We start from the raw sequence: 21,257 nt of genomic DNA, 5'->3' as shown, positions 1-21,257 counted from the left end.
TTAGGGTTGATGGCATGCCTGATCGCGTATTGGTGACTCTCGACCATGAGGTGCTCGATGCTGACGCACCGTTTCTGCACGCCGACGACCTGGCGGTGGTGCGCGGCGACGGAGTCTTCGAGACGCTGTTGGTACGCGACGGTAGGGCGCGGGTGGTCGAGGGACATCTGAGTCGACTGGTTCTGAGCGCGCGGGCACTGGGTCTGCCCGCCCCCGTTCTCGATGACTGGCGTCTGGCGATCGAGATTGCAGCCGAGGAGTGGGGGACAGAGAAGGAAGGCGCTCTTCGTCTTGTTCTGACCCGCGGCCGTGAGAGCGGCGACAAGCCGACAGCCTTCGTGATGGTCGGTCCGGTGGCCGATCGGGTCAGACAGGTCCGCGAATCGGGGCTGTCGGTGATGACTCTCGAGCGAGGTTTCTCGGTCGATCTCTCTGCCCGGGCACCCTGGCAGCTACTGGGCGCGAAGACGTTGTCCTACGCAACCAACATGGCAGCGCTCCGATATGCGGCGAATTTGGGTGCCGACGATGTGATCTTCGTCAGTTCCGAGGGCAATGTGTTGGAGGGGCCACGCTCGACGGTGGTGATCGTTCGGGACAGGACTTTGATCACACCGCCTCCCGCACAGGGCATTTTGATGGGTACGACGCAGCGTGCCCTCTTCGACGTTGCCGGCAGTGCTCGCTTCGATTGCCGATACGAAACCCTCCGACCTGCGGATTTGATTGCGGCCGACGGAGTGTGGATGGTTTCGAGCGTCACGCTGGCCGCACGCGTCAATACACTCGACGGGCTCGCATTGCCAGAGCCGAAGGTCTCCGAGGAATTCGCGGAATTGGTTGAACGTGCAATTGATTCGGATTCAGCAGGGCGATAGGCGAATAGGAATCGCGACAGGTCTCTACTACATTTGGTAGTAGCAAAGTCCTGCGGTCCAAACCGGACAGCAGTACCGTGTCCGCAGGGGCCGAGCGACTGCCCGCGTCTCGAACCCCGAAGCCTGTCCCAGGGCCCTACTCTCGGAGTAGCCAATGGATACTTTGGACGTCTCCAGGTGGCAGTTCGGTATCACTACCGTCTACCACTTCATCCTTGTTCCGCTGACCATCGGACTTGCACCGATGATCGCGATCATGCAGACGATGTGGGTGGTCACCAAAAAGGACCACTGGTATCGGCTCACCAAGTTTTTCGGCAAGCTTTTCCTCATCAACTTCGCACTCGGTGTAGCCACCGGCATCGTGCAGGAGTTCCAGTTCGGCATGAACTGGAGCGAGTACTCGCGATTCGTCGGTGACGTCTTCGGAGCTCCACTCGCGTTGGAAGGCCTTGTCGCCTTCTTCATGGAGTCCGTCTTCATCGGACTCTGGATCTTCGGTTGGGGCAGGCTTCCCAAACTTGTACACCTGGCGTGCATTTGGCTCGTGGCGATCGGCGTCAACGCGTCGGCGTTCTTCATCATCGCGGCCAACTCGTTCATGCAGCATCCGGTCGGTGCGACGTACAACCCTGAAACGGGTCGTGCCGAACTCACCAGCATCTGGGAGCTGTTGACCAACAACACCGCTCTTGCTGCCTTCCCGCACGCGGTTGCCGGCGCCTTCCTGACGGCGGCGACGTTTGTTGCCGGCATCAGTGGTTGGTGGATGGTGCGGAACATGCGCCGCGCCAAGCAGGCTGAGGCCGCCGAGGCCGAGCGTCTCGAAACCGACGCGCGAACGATGTACCGCCCGGCAACACGATTCGCCTTGCTCGTCATGATCGTGGCCGGGATCGGCATCATCTACACCGGTGACGTCCAAGGCAAGCTCATGTTCCAGCAGCAACCCATGAAGATGGCGTCGGCAGAATCGCTGTGCGACACCGAGATGGATCCGGATTTCTCGATTCTCACCATCGGTACACACAACAACTGTGACAGCGTGACGCACGTTCTGAAGGTGCCGTTCGTTCTACCGTGGTTGGCCGAGGGCAAGTTCACCGGCGTCGAACTGCAAGGCGTGAACCAACTGCAGGAGCAGGCGGAGCAGGACTTCGGACCGGGCAACTACCGACCGAATCTCTTTGTCACGTACTGGTCTTTCCGCGCCATGATCGGCCTCGCCGCCGGTTCGGCAGCACTGGCTCTCGCGGGACTGTGGGTCACACGTAAGGGGCGGGTCCCGGACCAGAAGTGGTTCGGAATCCTCAGTCTCGTCGCGATTCCCACTCCGTTCATGGCGAACAGCGCGGGCTGGATCTTCACCGAGATGGGCCGTCAGCCCTGGGTGGTGCATCCCAATCCAACCGGCGTCGACATGATCAGACTGACTGTCGACCAAGGTGTTTCGGACCACGCGTCGGCTACCGTCTGGGCTTCGCTGATCACCTTCACCCTCCTGTACGGAGCGCTGGGTGTCGTCTGGTTCAAGCTGATCGTGCGGTACGCGAAGGAAGGTCCGTTGGAGCACGACATGCATCCACCGGGCGATACGGATCATGACGAGCCGGAAGATCCGGACAAGCCCAAACAACTGTCGTTCGCGTACTAGGAGGCGATCATGGGACTTCAAGAAGTATGGTTCGTGCTCGTCGCAGTACTGTTCATCGGTTACTTCGTCCTCGAAGGATTCGACTTCGGTGTCGGAATGCTCATGCCGATTGTCGGCAGAGGCAGTGACCTCCCGGCAGATACGCGTCGACGGGTGGCGCTCAACACGATCGGCCCGGTGTGGGACGGCAACGAGGTGTGGCTGATCACCGCCGGTGGCGCGATGTTCGCGGCATTCCCGGAGTGGTACGCGACATTGTTCTCCGGGTTCTATCTACCGCTGCTGATCATCCTGGTGGCCTTGATCGTTCGAATCTGTGCCATCGAATGGCGAAGCAAGATCGACGACGACAAATGGCGTCAGCGCTGCGACTGGGGCATCATCTTCGGCTCCTGGGTCCCGGCAGTTCTCTGGGGCGTGGCTTTCGCGAACATCGTTCGGGGCGTGGCGATCAACGCCGACAAGCAGGTCGAGTCGGGATTCTTCGATCTGCTCAATCCGTACGCACTGCTCGGCGGTCTGACCACCGCACTGGTGTTCGCTCTCCACGGCGCTGTGTTCCTGGCGCTCAAGAGTGCAGACGAGGTTCGTGAAGACGCAGTGAAAATTGCTGCACGACTCGCAATTCCGGCTATTCCTGTCGCCGGCGGATTCGTCCTGTGGACGCAGCTCGCCTACGGCAAGGGATGGACGTGGATTCTGGTAGCCGCCGCTGCTGCTGCACTGATCGGCGTCGTCTTCCTGACGCGGGCCGAGCGAGAAGGCTGGGCTTTCGTTCTCACCTGTGTGGCCGTCATCGCCACCGTCGTGCTGCTGTTCGCCTCGCTGTTCCCGAACGTCATGCCGTCGACGCTCGATCCGGCGTACAGCCTGACCATCGAGAACGCGTCGTCGAGTCCGTACACGCTCAAGGTGATGACGTGGGCCGCGGCATTCATGACGCCGGTGGTGATCATCTACCAGGGTTGGACGTACTGGGTGTTCCGACAGCGCATCTCCTCCAAGCAGATTCCGGCGTCGATCGGTCTGCGATTCAAGGAGAAGACGTGGTAGTGGCAAACCCGCAATCACAAAAGATTCGAAACACGAAAGAACTGACGGTCGAATTCACGTGACTATCGAAGTAGGCGACGCTCCCACCACTCGGGAGCGTCGCCGGGGGCCGATCGACCCGCGACTGTGGCGCCATTCCGCTTCTGCGCGCGGCTATCTGATCCTGACGGTCGCTCTGTCGATGGTGAACGTCGTGATGGTCATCGTCGCGGCGCTCATGATCGGCCGAGTCTTGGCCGGAGTGATCACCACTCGAACTGTGGATGTTTCTTCGTGGACAACCGAATTGGTTGTTCTGGCCGCAGCTGTGACGGTCAGGGTTCTGGGGACCTGGTTGCAGACCAGGTATGCGCACCGGGCGTCGACTCGCGTCGTTGCCGAGATCAAGAACGGCGTGCTGACGTCGGCGACGGCGATGAGTCCGCGCGATCTGGATCCTCGGCGTGACGAGATCGCGACCGTGGTCACCCGCGGTGTCGACGGCCTCGGCCCGTACCTGACGGGATACCTTCCGGCTCTGGTTCTGTCGGTGACACTGACGCCTATCACCCTGATAGTCATTGCGGTGCAGGACATGACGTCCGCGGTCATCATTTTCGTGACGCTGCCGCTGATCCCGATCTTCATGATTCTGATCGGCTTGCTGACGAAGGGTAAGTCGGAGAAGACGTTGGCAGCGATGACCACGCTGTCTTCGCAGCTGCTCGATCTACTTGCCGGACTGCCGACGCTGCGAGCGCTCGGTCGTCAGCAAGGCCCTGCCGAGCGTGTCCGTGAACTCGGTGACGCCCATCGACGGACGACCATGTCTGCTCTGCGCGTAGCGTTCCTGTCCTCGATGGTGCTTGAACTGCTCGCAACACTCTGCGTCGCATTGGTGGCCGTGAGCATCGGCTTGCGACTCGTGTACGGGGACATGTCACTCGAGCCGGGGATAGTCGCGTTGATCCTCGCGCCCGAGGTGTATCTGCCACTTCGGATGGTGGGAACCCAGTTCCACGCCGCCGAGGACGGAATGGCAGCAGCCGACAAGGCATTCGAGGTGATCGAGGCGGATTCTGCGGCACCGGAGGGTGGTAGCACGACGGTGGTCGCTTGCGGCGCCGACATCGTCTTCGACGGACTCGGCGTGACCTCTCGTGGGGGAGTCGCACCGTCTCAACTTTCCGCCGTGGCGTCACCAGGGGCGATCACCGTGCTCACCGGTCCCAACGGCTGCGGCAAGTCGACGGCAGTGCACGCGCTGCTCGGACTGATCGAACCGAGCAGTGGCCGCGTGACGGTCGCCGGCGTCGATGTCCGAGACCTGGACGAGCACGCGTGGTGGAGTCAGTTGGCATGGCTTCCCCAACATCCGGTCCTCCTACCCGGCACCGTTCGTGAAAATCTCGATCTCACCGGGGTCGTCGATGCGCAAGCATTGGCTCGCGCCGCTGCTGCGACGGGATTCGACGCGGTATTGGCCGAGCTGCCTGCGGGTGTCGAGACCGTTATCGGCGTCGGCGGCACAGGTTTGTCGCTGGGGCAGCGACAACGACTGGCGCTGACACGCGTGCTCGCCTCCGACCGCGCAGTTCTTGTCCTGGACGAACCCACCGCTCACCTCGATTCCGATTCGGAAGGGACAGTGTTGGCTTCTCTGAGAGCACGGGCGGAGCGCGGCGACACTGTTGTCGTGATCGGCCACCGTCCGAGTGTGCTCGCCGCAGCTGACCGGATCGTCGAGGTGCGCGCTCATGAGAAGTGACGCTCACGATCCGCTTCTGCGTGCTCTTCGGCTACTGGAACTTCGACCACGACGCGTACTGACGGCGGTGGCCGCCGGTGTGGCAACACTCGGTAGCGCACTCGCCTTGGCGGCGCTGTCCGCATGGTTGATCACGCGCGCGTGGGAGATGCCTCCCGTTCTCGATCTCAGCGTCGCCGTGGTTGCCGTACGCGCGTTGGGAATCTCACGTGGTGTCTTCCGCTATCTCGAACGATTGACGACGCACGACGTCGCATTGCGCGGCACCACCGCAGCGCGGTCGAGGATCTACCAGCAGTTGGCAGCGGGAGATCCCGCGGCCGCCGCCGGACTACGACGCGGTGACCTGCTCTCCCGTACGGGCTCCGACGTGGACGCGCTGGGCGACGTCGTCGTCAAAGCGCTGATCCCGATTGCTGTTTCGGTTGCCCTCGCCTTCGCCGCGGTGGGAATCCTGTTGTTCATCTCGGTTCCGGCCGCACTCATTCTGGCTGTTGCGCTGGCGGTGTCCGGGATTGCGGCGCCCTGGCTGTCGGCGCGAGCTGCTCGACTTGCGGAGGCCGACAGTTCAGCTGCCGCAGCGCGATTCAGTGCGTCGGCGGTTACCGCGCTCGACCATTCCGCTGAGCTTCGAGTATCAGGTCGCTTGGATCAGGCGGTGAGCGAGGCTGTGTCCGCCGAGAACGAGGTGGTCGATGCAACCGATCGCGCGGCGGTACCGAGTGCCTTTGCCGCCGCTGCGACGCCCCTGGCAATCGGCGTGAGCGTCCTCGGTGCCCTGCTGATCGGAATTGCGCTGTACGGAACCACCGACATGTCACCGATGTCCATGGGAATCCTTGTACTGCTTCCGCTGTCGGCTTTCGAGGGAACCGCGATACTGCCCAGCGCGGCGGTGGCACTGACCAAGGCGCGGCTGGCGTCGGCTCGCATCATGGCGGTACTCGATCGAGCCGACGCGGAACACGTCGAAGGAAATCGTGCGTGGCCGGAGAACGGGATTCTCAGCGTGCATGCATTGCAGGCGGGTTGGCCCGGGGGAAAAGTGACCGAACCGCTCTCCGTGGATCTTCCTCGCGGTGCCCGCGTTGCCGTCGTCGGGGAGAGTGGATCCGGAAAGACCACCGCGCTGATGACGACGGCGGGGTTGCTGCCGCCCGTCGCGGGAACAGTTCGCGTTGGCGCAGTGGATATTTCGGATATCGATCCGGCCGAACTGCGCAGGCACGTCGGGTACTTCGCCGAAGACGCACACCTCTTCGAGACGTCGGTACTCGAGAACCTGCGCGTTGCGCGGGGTGACCTCACCGCCGAGGACGCGGAGAAGGCACTTGCCGCAGTTGGTCTCGGCGACTGGTTGTCGGAACTGCCGGAAGGGCTCGATACCTACCTGGTCGGCGGTATGCGAGCGGTTTCGGGCGGTGAGCGTCGTCGGTTGCTGTTGGCACGCGCGATCGTCTCGCCTGCGGAGGTGCTGCTGCTCGACGAGCCGACCGAGCACATGGACGCGGAGGCAGGCGCTCAGTTGCTCCGCGAGTTGCTCAGTCGCGACGCAACGCTGGTCGATTCTTCGCGAACCGTTGTTGTCGTCACCCACCAACTTCCGGACGGCGCAGCAGCTGACCAGGTGATATGCGTCGGAAAAGTTTCTGTGGAAAATACGTTGCCGTCGTCGTGAAGTGGGCGTACTTTCTCCTTTACACAAGGAAGGAGGTGGTCTGAAATTGAAGTACAGACGGACGCGTGAGGTGGCTGCCAGCTAGCCGCAATCGCTGATGGAATTCACTTACCGCGTGAGCGGCCGGCGAATCCCAGGCAGCCACCCGACCCCCGAGCCCCCGATCAGTCCGACCGGGATCCGCGCGAAAGCGTGGGTGTGGCTCGGGGGTCGCTTCGTGCTGTGCGCCTTTATTAACCCCCGGCGGTTAATAAAGGCGCACAGCGTGGACAAGGATTAGGCCCCCACCATCCACTGCGCTCGAGGATCGCTCTGACCTCGGCTGCAGTTCGGCACGAGGCCCCCTCCACCTCCTCCCAACCGAAGACCAGTGTGGCGTTGCCTGACAGTTCGGATGCGTTACCTCGCCGCCGATCCCGCAGTGCAGTCGCCCGAGAAGAGTGGAAGGCAAAACCGTCGAGTCGAACGATCAGTGCGACACCGCAATTGCGGTAGTCGACGTCCTCGTAGAGAGTTCTCCCATCGACGAGGACCGGCGATTGCCGTCGCGCTTCCGGTAAACCGTGTGCGCGCTCGACTTCGATTGCGTAGCGATGTTCGAGTACCGACTGGACGCCGCGATCCAAGAGGTCCAACGTCGAGGACAGCGCTTTGACATATCGCCTCGGCCGGCGGCATTCCATTCGGGTGCGTAGTTCCATCCGGGACACCTTGCACGCCGTGGCCGATCGGACCAGAGAACGAGCGGCGTCGCGAGCCGACGGCTCTGCAACCGCCAGGTCAATTGCGGTGTCGGCCAGCGAAGTACGAGCAGGCTGAGTGGCAACGCCGATGTGGGCCTGAGCGCGTGAACGATGAACGATCACTCCGGGATGGGCAGTGGGCCACCCCAACGGAACGGGGCGCGCCGGGGAGCGTTCGGGTCTGACCGTCGGCCTCTGACAGCGTGAGGATCTGCCGTATCGGACCGTGATGTGGACCGGCAGTTCGGACTCGATGTGCGTGAGCCCCCACTCTTCAGCTGCAGTCCGGTGACTCAGGTAGGTCTCTCCGCCGCCGAAGAGAAGGGCGGCCTCGAGAATCATTGCTCGGTTGAGTGGGCCGTTGGTGCTGGATTGAACGCCGTGGAGGACGGAAGTCCATTGACCCGATTCGACCAGATGTTCGATGCGCCGCGGTGAATAGCCGAAAGGGCGCAGCTGTTTATTGGTCGCGAGCCCGTGCTGGAAGTCGAAGAGTCTTCGGAGATCAGGATCGATGTAGTCGCAGTTCATGCGAATACCGTGAGATCGCGGTCCGACAGGAATCGGTCGAAACTGCCGCTCCAGAGCCCGCCTGTGGAATTTGTCGGTGCCTGTGGATGGATCTGCTGTGCGCCTTTATTAACCGCCGGGGGTTAATAAAGGCGCACAGCAGAACTAGCCGATGTAGCGGGTCAGCCGCGCCGAGAGGCGCGGTTCCAGGCCACCGTCAGACATGATCCGCTCTTCGACGTACGCGAGGTCGCCGCCTTCGACGATGCCGTAGAGGCGCTTCGCGCCGCCGTACAGTGCACCGGACTGGCTGCGGATCACCACGTCGGTGGCAAGTTCCCACGACGCCTGGGTAAGCGCACGGCCGTAGTACATTTCGACGACGCCGGAGCTGTGGCTGAGCAGGAGCTCGACGACTTCCTGGTTGACGCTGCCCGGGATGCCGTCGCCGCCCATGCGCCAGTAACCGCTCTCGCGCAGATCAGGGCTCACGTACTTGCCCTCGGCGTCGAGACGCCAAGATCTGGACTCCCAATTGAGGTAGGGGCCGCCGTCGTGAGAGATGACGATCTGCTGACCGAAGGCGTAGTCGCCGGTCTCGTCGTGCCCTTCACCTTCGCCGCGCCAGACACCGACGAGGGGGAGCAGTGCGAGGAGTTCGGGATTGATGTCCGGGCCGAGGCGCAGGTTTGCGGTGTCCTCGGGCAACGGAAGGTCCGGCAGGGTCGGAATGTTGAGCGATGCCGTCGACTTGGAGCGCTCGACGGCGATGGCGACAGCTTCGTCCCCGCTGCCGCGCCTTACGGCACCTGCAGCGGCGGAATCGTCAGCGGTCGCGTCGGACCCTGAATCCGGAGCCTGACTCACGACTCGTCGGTGACCAAGCGGTACACGACGTACACGGAGAACCAAGCGATCATGACGGATGCGAGTGCGAGGAGTACCTCGAAGAAAATGACCACGGGTACATCTTAGACCTCGGCGACCGACCGGAAAAATCGGGAGCCGGAATGCAGAAGGCCCCGCACCGAAGGGGTGCGGGGCCGCCTGAAAAAGCAGGAATTACTTGCTGACGGTTACGTCCACGTTGTGCACGCCCGAGCCCTCGGGAGCGACGGTGGATGTGCCGTTGCCCGAGCTGGACAGTGCACGCACGGTCCACTCGCCCGGAGCGGCGAAGAAGCGGAAATCGCCGGTTCCCGATGCCACGACCTCGGCCGTGAACTCTCCGGAGCCGTCGAGCAGACGCACGAATGCGCCGCCGATGGGCTGGCCGTCAGCGGCGAGAACGCGGCCGGTGATGACCGTTTCCTTCTCGACGTCGACGCCGGCAGGCAGGGTCTGCCCCTGGGTAGGTGCTCCACACATGATCAGGCTCCCAATTCGATCGGTGCGCCGACGAGTGAGCCGTATTCGACCCAGCTGCCGTCGTAGTTCTTGACGTTGTTCTTGCCGAGGATCTCCTGCAGTACGAACCAGGTGTGGCTCGAGCGCTCGCCGATGCGGCAGTAGGCGATCGTTTCCTTGGTGTCGTCGAAGCCCTTCTCCGCGTACAGCTTGGTGAGGTCGTCGTCCGACTTGAAGGTGCCGTCCTCGTTGGCGGTGGTGCTCCACGGAATGTTGATGGCTCCGGGTACGTGGCCACGCTGCTGCGCCTGCTCCTGAGGAAGGTGGGCGGGAGCGAGGATCTTGCCGGAGAACTCGTCAGGGCTACGAACGTCGACGAGGTTCTTGCTGCCGATGGCGTCGATGACCTCGTCGCGGAATGCGCGGATCGAGAAGTCGGGGGTCTCGGCCTTGTACTGCGTGGCTTCGCGGTTGACTGCGTCCTTGGAGAGCGGGCGTCCGTCGAGTTCCCACTTCTTGCGGCCGCCGTCGATCAGCTTGATGTCCTGGTGGCCGTACAGCTTGAAGTACCAGTACGCGTAAGCGGCGAACCAGTTGTTGTTGCCACCGTAGAGAACGACGGTGTCGTCGTTCGTAATGCCCTTGGCGGAGAGCAGGTCCGAGAACTGCTCCTGGTTCAGGAAGTCGCGTCGGACGCCGTCCTGGAGGTCCTTGCGCCAGTCGAGCTTGACTGCACCCTCGATGTGGCCGCCGTCGTATGCGCTGGTGTCCTCGTCCACCTCGACAAAAACGGTCTTGGGGGTGTTGAGGTTCTGCTCAGCCCAGTCAGCGGAGACTAGGACGTCGGAGCGAGCCATGGTGTTCCTTTCGATGTGGTCTTGCATCGGTCGATATCTAGCAGGGGTTCAGCGGGGTTGTGTGGCAAGCGTTTTCATGCGGTGGTCGCGCGGCCGGTATTTCGCAGCCTGGCGACGAGTGGGTAGATCTGGCAGCCGAGGCAGATGCCGAACGCGGCGTTGAGCAAGGCCGCGAACAGGGCGAAGCCGGTGGCAACGGTGCCGACGATCGTCGACCCGGCCAGGAAACCGACCGTGCCTGCCAAGGCGAAGACGAAGCCGACGAACTGAGCGAAGCGCAGCGGCGCCACGGGTTCGCGTTCGCTGACCGGCGAGAGTCGCGGGGCGACGAACTTGCCGAAGATCTGGCCGTACGGGCTGCGCTTGGGGCCGAGTACCGCTCCGACTGCGAAGACGATCGCCTGCAATGCGAGAACGACGGTGGCGGCGGGCAGAGAGAAGGTCGAGAGGATGAGCGTGAGAACGAGAACGCCGGTGGTGACCCACGCGGCGAACCGAGGTCCGCGGACGTCGACTTGCTCGAGCTGGGCTGTGGTTGTGGACATCGGGAGTGCTCCTGCGCTGGATTGCATGGTGCTTGCCTGGACCGAGAAAAGGGGACGCAAAAGTCCCACTCGGTGGATTGATCACGTGAGCGAAAGCTCGAAGGTCAGAGAGATCTGACGGATGTGGTGATCAGCAACAGGTACAGCAACAGCCCCCGAGGCGGCACAGGTCTACTGCGCGGCGTCGGGTGAGCATCAGCTCGTGGCGGGTTTGCACGTCGGCGAGTTTACCCCGAATTCTCGGATTTTGGCTCGTGGGGTCCGGATAGTGGTACGAGCGCAGCTTTCAGATCGGCTGCGGACGGCACACCGGACACTCGGAACTGTTCCTCCAGGCCACCGTCGAGGATGAACGTGGTGGGCAGCGACAGGACGCTCATTTCGCGTGCCAGAGCCGGTTCTTTGTCGATGTCGAGCTCGATCTCCACCGGCGGACGGGGAGCGTCCGCCATCGAAACCACAACCTGGCCGACGACGCGGCGTACTGCCGCGCACGGTCCGCACCAGTCGGCGGAGAAATGCAGTACGACGGGTCCGCCGTTCGGCGAAGAGACTCCGGCAGAACTCAGCAGTTCGAGGCGGCTGTTGGTGGTGCCGGATGCCGCGGTGGTGGCTCGGACTGCTCCGTTGCGTGACTTGAGAAAGAGCCCGACCGAGACGACGGCGACAAGCGCGACCAGCAGAATTGTGATCCCGGTCATCGGTTCTGCAGCTCTGCGAGATCGATCGTCGTGTTTTCGGCGCTGCCTTCGATCACGATTCTTCCGCCTTCCGCGTAGACCAGGCTCGGCTGAATTCCGTAGGGGAGTGCCTGCGGATCGATCGTGTAGCTGAACAATCCGAGGACCACGGGTTCGAGTGCTGCGGGGATCGAGAAATCGGCTTTGCCCTCCGGACCGAAGTACAGGTTGCTGGCGACGATCTTGACCTGCCCACCTTCCAGAACCAGGTTGGCCTGGACGCTCACTGCAGTCTCGACCGGACCGACGGCAACCGTTCCGGTCAGCACGACGGCCCCCGCGGTGCTCGCGCCCGTTCCACCGCTGCCCCCGGTGCCATCCGACTTGTTGGCCGGCGGCGAAGATACCTGCAGGTCAGGGATGTTGAGCAGCTTTCCGAGGTCGGTGGCGTTGATTCCCATCCGGCCGTCGAGTTTGTCGACGGGGAGCTGGGTGACATTGCCGTTCACGATGTCGGAGAAGGGAACGGTGACCCCGCGCAGGTTGGCTTCGACGGTCACTTCGCCGACCACGTCGCTCTGGACGCCGGTAGCCCTGACGTAGACGTCCTTGTATTTCCCGCCGAGTGCTTGGGTGAGGAAGGGGAACCCGTTGAAGGTGACCTCCGGATCCGACTCGAGTGATGCGCCGGTTCGGAGCTCGCGGGAAACCCGGTACTCGGCGTACGCGGCAGCGCCGAAATCGGCCACCAGTCCGAGGCCGAGGAGAAAGACGATGCCGATGATCAGTTTGCGCACCGCACCATTGTGACGGACTCCGGTCGGGGTTCGATGCGACGGCCCCGGTACCAGGCACGCTAATGTAGGGACCGACCAAAAGCGTCGAACTACTCGAGCGTTGCCCTCAGGGGTTGCGCGGGCTACTAGATAGGAGGCCGTGTGGAACTGCTCCTCCTCACCTCCGACCCCAACCCGGAAGCTGTACTACCGGCGTTGGCGTTGCTGGCGCACTCGGTTCGGCCTGCCCCCACAGAGGTTTCCTCGCTACTCGAGGCAAGTTCCGCGGACGTGGCATTGGTGGATGCGCGCACTGATCTAGCTGCCGCACGCGGGTTGTGTCGATTGCTCGGAAGCACAGGATCCGCAGTACCTGTGGTCGCCGTCCTCACCGAAGGCGGACTCGTTGCCGTCAACGCCGACTGGGGGTTGGACGACATCCTGCTTCCCGGTACCGGTCCGGCTGAGGTGGACGCCCGATTGCGGTTGTTGGTCGCCCGCAGCGGCGGTGTTGCCAGTCCGGAAGCGTCGGGAAAGATCACGCTGGGCGAACTGGTTATCGACGAGGGGACGTACACGGCACGACTGCGTGGACGGCCCCTTGATTTGACTTACAAGGAATTCGAGCTGCTCAAGTACCTCGCGCAGCATGCCGGTCGGGTATTCACCCGGGCACAGCTGTTGCAGGAAGTGTGGGGCTACGACTTCTTCGGCGGCACCAGGACGGTCGACGTCCACGTGCGTCGTCTGCGGGCGAAACTCGGCACCGAATACGAGTCCTTGATCGGTACAGTCCGAAATGTCGGATACAAGGCAGTGCGTCCGACCAGGGCCAAGGGCGGCGCAGCTGCTCCCGTTCAGTTCGAGGACGACGAAGACGTCGACTACGACGCGGCCGACGGATCGGTGGTCTGACGTGGGTTGGACAGATTCACTGCCGGCCGGATCCGCCGAGCAGGTTTCCGCGCTTCTCGATCGCGCAACCGAGTTCGACGGCAAGGCGCCCGTGTCGGAACAGGGGCGCCATGCCGTTGCCGGGCGCGGCGCAGCACGACACTTTCTCGAACTCGACGGCGATACGGTCGTCGGTTATGCACAGCTGCAAGCCGGTTCGGACGAGCATCCCGACATGGCCGAGTTGGTGGTCGACCCGCAGGCGCGGCGCCGCGGTATCGGAACCAGGCTTGCCGCAGCGGTATTCGACGAAGGTCGGCCGGGCACGCGAGTCTGGGCGCACGGAAACATCGACGCCGCAGTGGAATTCGCCAAGAGCCTCGATTTGGTCAGCGTTCGTGAACTCCTCCAGCTGCGTCGACCGCTCGATGCTCCGCAGCTTCCGGAAATCGTTGTGCCCGAAGGTGTAACGATGCGGACGTACCGTGGGCCCGAAGACGATTCCGAGATCCTTCGCGTCAACAATGCGGCCTTCTCCTGGCATCCCGAGCAGGGTGGCTGGACCCAGGCGGAGATCGACGAGAGAACGGCCGAAGGCTGGTTCGACCCGGCCGGTCTGTTCATGGCGTTCGCGGACACCGATCCCGATACTCTTCTCGGCTTTCACTGGACCAAGGTGCACGCACCCGAAGGTGACGATCCGGAGTTGGGGGAGGTGTACGTCGTGGGTATCGATCCCGCGGCGCAGGGACGTGGTCTCGGCCGAGTGCTGACTCTCGCAGGCATGCATTACCTGCGCGATCGCGGCCTCGGAACGGTCCTTCTGTACGTCGAAGGTGACAACACTGCCGCCCTCCACACGTACGAGCGACTCGGCTTCGATCGGTTCCACGTGGACATGGCTTACGCTCGCGCGCTCTGACGTCACAGTCGAACACGCAGAAATGTCCAGTCTGTTCATTCTCTGTTAACCATGTGTGGTCCAACCGGACACCGCGCCCGCCTACTTTTCTCTGTGGGCAGCGCCGTGTTGCCTGATGCAGATTTCAATCATTTTGCATCTCATGTCGCCGCCCGATCGTGGGCGTGGCGGTAGCGATTTCCGGAGGATCTTGGTGAATCTCAAGCGCAGTGGTGCCCTGCTCGGTGTAGTGGCCGTGGGCGCCATGACCTTGGCCGCATGTGGCAGCGACAACAACTCGTCGTCGACGGGTGTGGACGCGTCCGCATCGAACGCAACGTGCGAAGGCAAGAGCAACCTCTCTGCCGCTGGTTCCTCGGCACAGAAGAATGCCATGGACCAGTTCGTCGCCACCTACATCTCCGTGTGCCAGGAAAAGGGCAAGACCGTCAACGTCGCCTACAACCCCAGCGGTTCGGGCGACGGTCGCACGCAGTTCATCGCCGGCCAGATCGACTTCGCCGGCTCCGACTCGGCCATCAAGGACGAGCAGGCCGACAAGGCCAAGGAGCGTTGCGTCGGCGGCGAAGCCTGGAACCTTCCCCTCGTCTTCGGCCCGATCGCAGTTGCATACAACCTCGACGGCGTCGACAAGCTCGTTCTCAACGCAGAGGTTCTCGCGAAGATCTTCAACGGTGGCATCACCAAGTGGAACGATCCGGCAATCGCCGCGCTCAACTCCGGTGCTTCGCTTCCCGACGAGAAGATCACCACCGTGATCCGCTCCGATTCCTCGGGCACCACCGACAACTTCCAGAAGTACCTCGACGCGGCATCGAACGGTGCTTGGACGTCGGGCGCAGGGTCCGACTTCACCGGTGGCGTCGGTGAGGGCGCCAAGGGTTCGGCGGGCGTTGCACAGGCAGTTGCCACGGCACCGGGTTCGATCACCTACGTCGAGAAGTCGTTCGCCGATCAGAACAAGCTCTCGGTTGCAGAAATCAACACCGGCTCCGAGGCAGTCGCACTGACCAACGACTCGGCCGCAAAGTCGATCGCAGGCGCGAAGTTCAAGTCCGACGCAACCGGCGACCTGACGCTCGACCTCGCGTCGATCTTCAAGACCAACGAAGCCGGCGCATACCCGCTGGTTCTCGCCACGTACTCGATCGTCTGCTCCAAGGGCTACGACGCGGACACCACCGCAGCAGTGAAGTCGTTCCTGACGAGCGCGGCCAACGAGGGTCAGGCCAACCTGGCCGAGCAGGGTTACGTCCCGCTGCCGGCCAACGTCCAGGATCGCCTCAACGCGTCCATCACGGCAATCAGCTGACCTAGAGACTCGTGCGGACAAGCTCATGGATCTACATTCAGACGTGAAGGAAGTGAGCGCACATGAGTGACGCGCCCATCACCTCGACATCTCGTTCTCCCGGCCCCGCAACCAGCGGGGCCGGGGTGGGCGGTCCGAACGGCACCACGGAGGACACGATTACTTCCACCAAGGCTCCAGAAACCGAGCATCCTCCGAAGGGTGACGGTCCGGGAAGCGGCAACAGCAAGACGGTGACCCGTCCGGGTGACCGCATCTTCAGCTCGCTCGCATCCGGTTCGGCAATCTTCATCACGGTTGTCATCGCGGCGATCGGCGCGTTCCTGATCTGGCGTGCTGTTCCTGCTTTGAGCCGGAACCAGGTCAACTTCCTGACCAGCCGTGAATGGGTGACGCAGAACATTAACGCGATGGCGTTCGGTGTCCTCGATCTTTTCCAGGTCACTGTGTTGGTCTCGCTGTTCGCGCTGGTGCTCGCGATGCCGATCGCACTGGGCATCGCGATCTTCCTGACTTCGTACTCACCCAAGTGGCTCACGCGGCCACTGTCGTACACGATCGACCTCCTCGCGGCCGTGCCGTCCATCGTCTACGGCCTGTGGGGACTTCTCGTGTTCGCTCCGGCGATCACCCCGGTCGCGGTGTGGCTCAACGACACTCTCGGCTGGTTCCCGCTCTTCGCCGACGGCAGCGGATCGATCACCGGCGGCGGCACCATCTTCACCGCAGGCATCGTCCTCGCCGTGATGATCCTTCCGGTCATCACCGCAGTGACCCGCGAGGTGTTCATCCAGACCCCGCGCTCACAGATCGAAGCTGCACTCGCTCTCGGCGCCACGCGCTGGGAAGTTGTGCGCACCACGGTCATCCCGTTCGGTAAGTCCGGCTACATCAGCGGCTCGATGCTCGGTCTCGGACGCGCACTCGGCGAGACGATGGCGCTGTACCTGATCCTGCGCACCACCTCTCAGGCCTTCGGCTGGTCGCTGTTCGACGGCGGCTCGACCATCGCCTCCAAGATCGCCCTCGGCTACGCGGAGTTCAACAACGACATCCAGGCAGGCGCGTACATCGCGGCCGGACTGGTGCTGTTCGTACTGACCTTCGTCGTCAACGCGGCTGCCCGCGCAGTGATCGCCGGAAAGAAGGACTGACCCATGACCTCCACTCTGGACCGGCCGGTCAAGGCCCCCACTTTCCAAGGCGTCGGCGCCCGTCGTCGTGCCAAGGACGTCATCGCGACCATCCTGGTGAGCCTGGCAGTCGTCATCGCGCTCATCCCGTTGGTCTGGGTGCTCTTCACGGTCATCGCCAAGGGCCTGCCCGCTCTGACGTCGCCCACGTGGTTCACCAACTCGCTGAGCGGATTGACGGCGTCGGCCGACGGCGGCGGTATCTATCACGCATTGATCGGCACCCTGCTGCAAGGCATCGTGTGTGCGGTCTTCTCCATCCCGCTCGGTATCTTCGTCGCGATCTACCTGGTGGAGTACGCCGACCGGAAGTCGAAGCTGGGCAAGCTCACCACGTTCATGGTCGACATCCTCAGCGGTGTTCCGTCGATCGTGGCTGCGCTGTTCATCTACGCACTGTGGATCGCGACCTTCGGCTTCCCCAAGTCCGCGTTCGCCGTGTCGCTGGCTCTGGTCCTTCTCATGGTCCCGGTCGTCATCCGCTCCACCGAGGAAATGCTGCGCATCGTCCCGATGGATCTGCGCGAGGCGTCGTACGCGCTCGGTGTGCCGAAGTGGAAGACCATCTCGAAAATCGTTCTGCCGACGGCGCTTCCCGGCATCATCACCGGCGTCATGCTGGCCCTGGCCCGCGTGCTCGGTGAGACCGCGCCGCTGCTGATCCTCGTCGGCTACGCGCCGTTCATCAACTTCGACCTGTTCAACGGCGAAATGGGCACTCTGCCTTCCGTCATGGTCGCCGAGATGAACAACCCCACCGACGCCGGCACCAACCGCATCTGGGGTGCAGCACTGACCCTGATCCTGCTGATCGCGATCCTCAACATCGTCGCGAAGCTGATCGGTCACTTCTCACAGGTCAGAAGCAAGTGATGCGGCCTCGGAACATGTTCGTACTCAACAGCGTCAACAACTCAGTAGGGAGCCGGTAATGGCCAAGCGTCTGGATCTCAAGGACGTCAACATCTACTACGGCAAGTTCCACGCCGTCGCCGATGTGGGCCTGTCCGTCCCGCCCCGGAGCGTCACCGCCTTCATCGGCCCGTCCGGTTGCGGCAAGTCCACCGTTCTCCGTTCACTCAACCGCATGCACGAAGTGATTCCCGGTGCGCGCGTCGAGGGTTCGGTCCTGCTCGACGGCGAGGACATCTACGGCTCGAACGTCGATCCTGTCGGCGTCCGCAAGACCATCGGCATGGTGTTCCAGCGACCCAACCCCTTCCCGACCATGTCCATCAAGGACAACGTCGTCGCGGGCTTGAAGTTGCAGGGCGAGCGCAGCAAGAAGAAGCTCGACGAGGTGGCCGAGCGTTCGCTGCGCGGTGCCAACCTGTGGACCGAGGTCAAGGATCGCCTCGACAAGCCCGGTGGCGGCCTCTCAGGCGGTCAGCAGCAGCGTCTGTGCATCGCGCGTGCCATCGCGGTCTCGCCCGACGTTCTGCTCATGGACGAGCCGTGCTCCGCGCTCGACCCGATCTCGACTCTCGCGATCGAGGACCTGATCACCGAGCTGAAGAAGGACTTCACGATCGTCATCGTCACGCACAACATGCAGCAGGCTGCGCGTGTGAGTGACCAGACGGCATTCTTCAACCTCGAGGCAACCGGTAAGCCCGGGCAGCTCGTCGAGATCGACGACACCGAGAAGATCTTCTCGAACCCGACGCAGAAGGCCACCGAGGACTATATCTCCGGCCGCTTCGGATAGCCCCTGGGATTGCACACTGCACGATGATGTTTCACCCCCGTTTCCAACAGGAGACGGGGGTGAAACTTTTTGGTTGTGGTGATAGTTCCCACTCCGGGGCGCAGAGCTGAGCGTCGTTGGGCGCCCGAATAATTCGATGAGCAGCGTAAGTGCGCCGAGTGGGCGCTGAAGTAGCCGCCGATGTGAATCTCGTGGATACTGACGACGCTTCGGGCAATGCTAATCTCGGCCCGACAGCACGCTGTCGATCGATGTCGTTTCACAACCGGAAGGGCTTGTCAGTGCACCTCACCCCTTCAGATACCGAAAAGCTCCTCCTGAGCGTTGCGGGCATGGTCGCCCGCGACCGCCGCGAGCGCGGGGTACTGCTGAACTACCCCGAAGCGATGGCCCTGATCTCGTGTTGGATTCTCGAGCGTGCGCGTGACGGAATGACGGTTGCGGAACTGATGAACGCCGGTCGGCAAGTGCTCACCCGCGACGACGTGATGGAAGGGGTACCCGAGATGATTGCAAATGTCCAGGTGGAGGCCACTTTCCCGGACGGTCGCAAGCTGGTCACCGTGACGGAGCCCATTCGATGATCCCCGGTGAGGTACGTGTGTCCACCGAACCGCTCGAGTTCGGTACTGACGCGGAAAAGATCACGATGGTCGTCGTCAACGACGGCGACCGCCCCATTCAGATCGGTTCACATCTCCACCTTCCAGCGGCCAACCCGGCGCTGACCTTCGATCGCGAAGCGGCAGACGGCTTCCGGCTCGACATCCCCTCGGGAACGTCGGTTCGGTTCGAACCCGGGGTAAGCAGGACGGTGACACTGATCGCGCTCGGCGGACTCAAAAGGGTTCCGGGCCTGCAGATCGTGCCGGACGAAGACCTACCGACGCATGCGCGTGAGCCCAAGACCGTGATGCCGTTCGGCACGCCCGGTGTCGAGGTCGAAGAACCTTTGCGAGCGTCCTCGGTGAACGTTCGTGTGAGTGATGTTCCAGTCGAAGCGGATTCACCGGATGACGCCGCGACGCCAGTTGAGAGGACAGCCGAATGAGCCGGATCGATCGACGCGGTTACGCCTCCTTGTACGGCCCGACCGCTGGCGACCAGATCCGTTTGGCCGACACAGATCTGTGGATCGAGATCGAGCACGACTACACCGCGACCGGCGACGAGATGGTCTTCGGCGGCGGCAAGAGCATCCGCGAGTCGATGGGCCAGGGCCTGACCACTCGCGATCAGGGCGCTCTCGACGTCGTCATCACCAACACGGTGATCCTCGATCACTGGGGAATCGTCCGGGCAGACGTCGGAATTCGCGACGGACGCATCGTTGCGATCGGCAAGTCCGGTAACCCCGACATCATGGATGGCGTGCACCCCAAGTTGCTCATCGGGCCGAGCACCGACGTGATCGCCGGCGAGGGGAAGATCCTCACCGCGGGTGCGATCGACACTCACGTGCACTTCCTCAGTGAAATCGAGATGATGGAAGCGCTCGCGACCGGTACGACGACGGTGGCGGGCGGCGGAACGGGCCCAACCGAGGGAAGCAAGGCAACCACCGTCACGCCCGGCGCCTGGTCGCTGACGATGATGCACCGGGCCCTCGACCACATCCCGCTCAACGTTCTTCTCCTCGGCAAGGGCAGCACCGTCAGCCATGAGGCCATGCGTCAGGAAGCTCTCGCCGGCGCAGGTGGATTCAAGGTCCACGAGGACTGGGGTTCCACTCCGGCCGCAATCGACGCAGCTCTGCGAGCAGCCGACGAGTTCGGGCTCCAGGTTGCGCTGCACGCCGACAGCCTCAACGAAACCGGCTACGTACAGCACACTTTGGACGCGATCGCCGGACGCGGGATCCACGTGTTCCATGCGGAAGGCGCCGGCGGCGGGCACGCTCCGGACATCATCGTGACGGCAGGTGAGCCGAACGTTCTTCCGGCATCGACCAATCCGACGTTGCCGCACACCGTCAACACGGTTGCCGAGCACCTCGACATGCTCATCGTGTGTCATGCGCTCAATCCCCGGGTTCCGGAGGATCTTGCCTTTGCCGAGTCCCGGATCCGGCCGACAACGATTGCAGCGGAAGACTTTCTGCACGACATCGGTGCCATCTCCATCACCTCGTCCGACGCCCAGGCGATGGGCCGTATCGGAGAGGTGACCCTGCGGACGTGGCAGGTCGCCCACGTCATGAAGGCTCAGTACGGCAAGCTGGGTACCAGCATGCCGGCCGACAACGAGCGTGCGCGGCGTTACGTCGCCAAGTACACGATCTGCCCCGCGGTGGCTCACGGTATCGATCACGAGATCGGATCGGTCGAGGCCGGGAAGATGGCGGACCTGGTGCTGTGGGATCCCGCGTTCTTCGGTGTCCGTCCTTCTGCCGTGATCAAGGGTGGGGCGATAGTTGCTGCGCCGCTGGGTGATCCGAACGCTGCTATCCCGACCCCGCAGCCGGTGTTCGTTCGGCCGGCCATCGCGGCAACTCCGGGATCAGCCCCGCACCTGTCCACGACGTTCGTCTCGCCGATGGCGATCGAGGACGGTCTGGCCGGTCGTCTCGGTCTCACGCGCACCCTTACCGGTGTTCGTCCGACGCGGCACCTCACCAAGGCGGATATGCCGAACAACACGGCACTGCCGTCCATCGACGTCGATCCGGAGACGTTTGCCATCAAGGTCAACGGCGACCTGATTGCTCCCAACCCCGTTGACGTAGTGCCGATGGCTCAGCGCTACATGCTGTTCTGAAAC

The 21,257-nt window shown here is 62.9% G+C and carries 22 protein-coding genes; 14 read left to right on the top strand and 8 right to left on the bottom strand.

Going from position 1 to position 21,257, the window contains the following annotated elements; genetic code table 11:
* The first annotated feature begins 14 nt into the window (after nt 1–14).
* The 5 genes from GJB56_RS16575 (at nt 15) to cydC (ending at nt 7,010) form a co-directional block, all read left to right on the top strand.
* A complete protein-coding gene (locus GJB56_RS16575; protein WP_029256127.1) occupies nt 15–878 on the top strand; it encodes an aminodeoxychorismate lyase in 864 nt (287 codons plus the stop codon).
* 154 nt (nt 879–1,032) lie between these two features.
* Nucleotides 1,033–2,532, top strand: a complete 1,500-nt coding sequence (locus GJB56_RS16570; protein ID WP_020970618.1) for a cytochrome ubiquinol oxidase subunit I — start codon at nt 1,033–1,035, stop codon at nt 2,530–2,532.
* A gap of 9 nt (nt 2,533–2,541) precedes the next feature.
* Nucleotides 2,542–3,585 (top strand): cytochrome d ubiquinol oxidase subunit II, encoded by a 1,044-nt coding sequence (cydB, locus tag GJB56_RS16565; RefSeq protein WP_003939727.1) that lies wholly within the window; start codon nt 2,542–2,544, stop codon nt 3,583–3,585.
* Between the two features lie 58 nt (nt 3,586–3,643).
* A complete protein-coding gene (gene cydD / locus GJB56_RS16560) occupies nt 3,644–5,332 on the top strand; it encodes a thiol reductant ABC exporter subunit CydD (protein ID WP_113682477.1) in 1,689 nt (562 codons plus the stop codon).
* Nucleotides 5,322–7,010, top strand: coding sequence for a thiol reductant ABC exporter subunit CydC (gene cydC / locus GJB56_RS16555; RefSeq protein WP_113682476.1), 1,689 nt, complete (start codon nt 5,322–5,324; stop codon nt 7,008–7,010). Before cydD ends, cydC begins: the two co-directional genes overlap by 11 nt.
* A gap of 233 nt (nt 7,011–7,243) precedes the next feature.
* Here cydC and GJB56_RS16550 read toward each other — a convergent pair whose 3' ends face one another.
* The 8 genes from GJB56_RS16550 to GJB56_RS16520 all read right to left on the bottom strand — a co-directional run bounded on the left by GJB56_RS16550 (nt 7,244) and on the right by GJB56_RS16520 (nt 12,489).
* The gene (locus tag GJB56_RS16550) at nt 7,244–8,284 is read right to left on the bottom strand and encodes a type IV toxin-antitoxin system AbiEi family antitoxin domain-containing protein (protein WP_113682475.1); all 1,041 of its coding nucleotides are present in this window, start codon (nt 8,282–8,284) and stop codon (nt 7,244–7,246) included.
* Between the two features lie 144 nt (nt 8,285–8,428).
* The gene (locus GJB56_RS16545) at nt 8,429–9,034 is read right to left on the bottom strand and encodes an FABP family protein (protein ID WP_170320401.1); all 606 of its coding nucleotides are present in this window, start codon (nt 9,032–9,034) and stop codon (nt 8,429–8,431) included.
* 291 nt (nt 9,035–9,325) lie between these two features.
* Nucleotides 9,326–9,631, bottom strand: coding sequence for a DUF1416 domain-containing protein (locus GJB56_RS16540; RefSeq protein WP_003939797.1), 306 nt, complete (start codon nt 9,629–9,631; stop codon nt 9,326–9,328).
* 2 nt (nt 9,632–9,633) lie between these two features.
* Nucleotides 9,634–10,467, bottom strand: coding sequence for a sulfurtransferase (locus tag GJB56_RS16535; RefSeq protein ID WP_031333783.1), 834 nt, complete (start codon nt 10,465–10,467; stop codon nt 9,634–9,636).
* A gap of 74 nt (nt 10,468–10,541) precedes the next feature.
* Complete coding sequence (locus GJB56_RS16530) at nt 10,542–11,012, bottom strand: DUF4395 domain-containing protein (protein ID WP_080909652.1); 471 nt, start codon at nt 11,010–11,012, stop codon at nt 10,542–10,544.
* 130 nt (nt 11,013–11,142) lie between these two features.
* Nucleotides 11,143–11,208, bottom strand: coding sequence for a putative leader peptide (locus GJB56_RS32095; protein ID WP_371734792.1), 66 nt, complete (start codon nt 11,206–11,208; stop codon nt 11,143–11,145).
* Between the two features lie 31 nt (nt 11,209–11,239).
* Nucleotides 11,240–11,713 carry a thioredoxin family protein gene (locus GJB56_RS16525; RefSeq protein WP_113682474.1) on the bottom strand — a complete coding sequence of 158 codons (474 nt, stop codon included), beginning with the start codon at nt 11,711–11,713 and terminating at the stop codon, nt 11,240–11,242.
* Complete coding sequence (locus tag GJB56_RS16520; RefSeq protein WP_113682473.1) at nt 11,710–12,489, bottom strand: LmeA family phospholipid-binding protein; 780 nt, start codon at nt 12,487–12,489, stop codon at nt 11,710–11,712. Before GJB56_RS16520 ends, GJB56_RS16525 begins: the two co-directional genes overlap by 4 nt.
* Nucleotides 12,490–12,630: 141 nt before the next feature.
* On the opposite strand from GJB56_RS16520, the gene GJB56_RS16515 reads away from it, so the two are divergent.
* The 9 genes from GJB56_RS16515 (at nt 12,631) to GJB56_RS16475 (ending at nt 21,254) form a co-directional block, all read left to right on the top strand.
* Nucleotides 12,631–13,383 (top strand): winged helix-turn-helix transcriptional regulator, encoded by a 753-nt coding sequence (locus GJB56_RS16515; protein ID WP_003939728.1) that lies wholly within the window; start codon nt 12,631–12,633, stop codon nt 13,381–13,383.
* A 1-nt stretch (nt 13,384) separates the two neighbouring features.
* A complete protein-coding gene (gene mshD / locus GJB56_RS16510) occupies nt 13,385–14,284 on the top strand; it encodes a mycothiol synthase (RefSeq protein ID WP_113682472.1) in 900 nt (299 codons plus the stop codon).
* Between the two features lie 193 nt (nt 14,285–14,477).
* A complete protein-coding gene (gene pstS, locus GJB56_RS16505) occupies nt 14,478–15,596 on the top strand; it encodes a phosphate ABC transporter substrate-binding protein PstS (protein WP_019745088.1) in 1,119 nt (372 codons plus the stop codon).
* 62 nt (nt 15,597–15,658) lie between these two features.
* Complete coding sequence (pstC, locus tag GJB56_RS16500; RefSeq protein ID WP_007733846.1) at nt 15,659–16,750, top strand: phosphate ABC transporter permease subunit PstC; 1,092 nt, start codon at nt 15,659–15,661, stop codon at nt 16,748–16,750.
* Nucleotides 16,751–16,753: 3 nt separating this feature from the next.
* Nucleotides 16,754–17,662 (top strand): phosphate ABC transporter permease PstA, encoded by a 909-nt coding sequence (gene pstA / locus GJB56_RS16495; protein ID WP_003940100.1) that lies wholly within the window; start codon nt 16,754–16,756, stop codon nt 17,660–17,662.
* A gap of 58 nt (nt 17,663–17,720) precedes the next feature.
* Nucleotides 17,721–18,497 (top strand): phosphate ABC transporter ATP-binding protein PstB, encoded by a 777-nt coding sequence (gene pstB / locus GJB56_RS16490; RefSeq protein ID WP_019745087.1) that lies wholly within the window; start codon nt 17,721–17,723, stop codon nt 18,495–18,497.
* A gap of 281 nt (nt 18,498–18,778) precedes the next feature.
* A complete protein-coding gene (ureA, locus tag GJB56_RS16485) occupies nt 18,779–19,081 on the top strand; it encodes an urease subunit gamma (RefSeq protein ID WP_003939800.1) in 303 nt (100 codons plus the stop codon).
* A complete protein-coding gene (ureB, locus tag GJB56_RS31995) occupies nt 19,078–19,548 on the top strand; it encodes an urease subunit beta (protein ID WP_020908924.1) in 471 nt (156 codons plus the stop codon). Before ureA ends, ureB begins: the two co-directional genes overlap by 4 nt.
* Nucleotides 19,545–21,254 (top strand): urease subunit alpha, encoded by a 1,710-nt coding sequence (locus tag GJB56_RS16475; RefSeq protein WP_019745084.1) that lies wholly within the window; start codon nt 19,545–19,547, stop codon nt 21,252–21,254. The genes ureB and GJB56_RS16475 overlap by 4 nt, the downstream gene beginning before the upstream one ends.
* Nucleotides 21,255–21,257 lie beyond the last annotated feature (3 nt).

Source organism: Rhodococcus sp. AQ5-07, from assembly GCF_009707305.1.
Taxonomy (GTDB): domain Bacteria; phylum Actinomycetota; class Actinomycetes; order Mycobacteriales; family Mycobacteriaceae; genus Rhodococcus_F; species Rhodococcus_F erythropolis.
Note: the sequence above shows the minus strand (reverse complement) of the source record. Positions and strands in the feature narration are given on the sequence as shown.